The 2216-nt window shown below is 34.4% G+C and carries 2 protein-coding genes; both read right to left on the reverse strand.

Features of this window, described 5'->3' with window-relative positions:
* Nucleotides 1-822, reverse strand: an 822-nt coding sequence (locus ACKI67_RS04120; protein ID WP_407462122.1) for an MBL fold metallo-hydrolase, incomplete at its 3' end; no start/stop codon positions are given.
* A gap of 128 nt (nt 823-950) precedes the next feature.
* The gene (gene fni / locus ACKI67_RS04125) at nt 951-2000 is read right to left on the reverse strand and encodes a type 2 isopentenyl-diphosphate Delta-isomerase (protein WP_407462123.1); all 1050 of its coding nucleotides are present in this window, start codon (nt 1998-2000) and stop codon (nt 951-953) included.
* Nucleotides 2001-2216 lie beyond the last annotated feature (216 nt).

A 2216-nucleotide genomic window follows, 5' to 3' on the forward strand; every position in this document is an offset into this window, starting at 1 on the left:
CATTGATCTGCCCAGGAAAAAGATTTCTCTGTGAGATTTCTTTGCAATGTCTGCAATAGCCTGCACCCTTTCAACATGAGATGAAACTGTAGTAACTATCATTCCGGTTTTTTCATGCAATGGTCCTCTCATCACATCTTCCAAAATATTACGTGCAATACGCTCAGAATGAGTTTTTACTTCATCATGATTTTTTGCATTAGTGGTTTCCACTATTAAAGCAAGAACTCCTTTCCTACCTAATTCTTTCAATCTTTTATAATCAGGTGGTGGAGATACTTTTTGATGATTATCAAATTTAAAATCTAAAGCGTAAACAATGATACCTTCAGGCGTATGTAATACTGGAAATACAGCATCTCGAATAGTGTGTGTGGATTGAACGAATTCTAGTGTAATGTCCTTTGAAAGTTTGATTTTTCCTCCCGGGTTTAAGACTTTAATAGGATTTTTTACTTTGAATTTACGTTCACCCTTTATTTGTTTTTCAATTAATGCCGCAGTATAAGGTGTTCCGATTAATGGAGCATCATATCTGTGAGCCAATTTGGCTACAGCACCGATGTGGTCCAAGTGACCGTGTGAAAAGACTATTCCCTTTACCTTTCCATCCACATCCTTCATGATGGTGTCATCAGGAATAATTCCCCTTTCGATTAAATCTAAACTATGCATTCTGTCTATATCTGTATCTTCGTGAATACTGATTCTGTCTAAGTGGATACCCATATCAAAAATGACTACATCTTCTCCTACTTTAACTGCAGTCATATTCTTTCCTACTTCTTCATATCCACCAATTGCAATAACTTCTACAGTCATTTATATCCTCCTTTTTGTTTTTTTCCGTAAAATAATGAGTATTATTAAGTAAACTAAGTTTACTGAAATATTTAAAAAAGATTATTTAAAAAAGATAATCTGATTTATAAAAAACTTTTCAAAACAAGTTATCTTCTAGCGTAAGCTTTTGTATCGAATCCTCTTGCTTCAAGCCAATCCTTAGTTTCTCCTTTTATTACAAGACTTGAATTCTTAAGCTCTTCAATATTGGAAGCTCCAACTAAAAACATGGCAATTCTTAAAGATTCATTGAACCTTTCAACCATTTGGACTAAAGCTTCTTGTCCTTCATAAGCTCCCTTAAGTGCAGGAAGTGCCATACCAACAGCATCTGCACCTAATGCAATAGCCTTTGCAGCATCCAAACCTGAACGAATGCCTCCAGCAGATATTACTGGAATATCAACAGAATTAACAACTTCTGCAGTGCTTACAGCAGTTGGAATTCCCCAATCCCAGAACAATTCTCCCATATAACGGTCATCTGCACGGTAAGTTTCAACAGCTGCCCAACTGGTTCCTCCAGCACCTTCAACATCAATGAAGCTTACTCCCGCCTTTTCCAAAGCTTTTGCATCTTCAGCAGAAATACCGGTACCTGTTTCCTTTGCCATAACCGGGACTTTTACGCTTTTGCAGATATCAGCTATTGAATCTATATATCCTCTTGCATCAAGATCCCCTTCAGGTTGAATTACTTCCTGTAAAGGATTTAAATGAATTGCTAAAATATCACTGTCCAATATTTCAACCGCTTTCACCGCCAAATCAGATTGTGGTGCTCCAATATTACCTAAAACAAGTGCTGATGGAGCATATTCTCTTACAACATCATAAGTGTCTCTCAATTCTGGGTTGACAATAGCTGCCCTTTGACTTCCTAATCCTAAACCAATCTGTTTGTCTTCTGCAACAGTAGCCAATTCCTTATTGATGTCCTTTGCAGCAGGATGCCCTCCAGTAATTGCTGTAATGAATAATGGAGATTCCAGTTTCTTTCCAAAAACTTCAGTTGAAATATCAATTTCTTCCTTATGAACTTCAGGCAATGCCCTATGAACGAGTTCAATGTCTTCAAAGCCTGTAGTTTTATCCTTATAATTGACATCATAATTTTTACAAATTAATAAATGTTCTAATTTTCTATCTGAAATCATTGTTTCCTCTTTAATAATTAATAGATTAAGTATGATAAGCTTAAAATTAATATTAAATAATTTCAATCATTGGAACCTAAAAAAAGCAATTTAATATAAACTGTTTTTTAAATAGTAAACCTTTAAAAGCAGTCTAAATATCTAAAAGAAACTAATCAATATAAATTCTTTATAAATAGAAAAATTAAATTTAAAAAAGCCCTTATAAATAAAAGT

Origin of the sequence: Methanobrevibacter sp. (assembly GCF_045577275.1) — an archaeon.
Taxonomy (GTDB): Archaea; Methanobacteriota; Methanobacteria; order Methanobacteriales; family Methanobacteriaceae; genus Methanobrevibacter.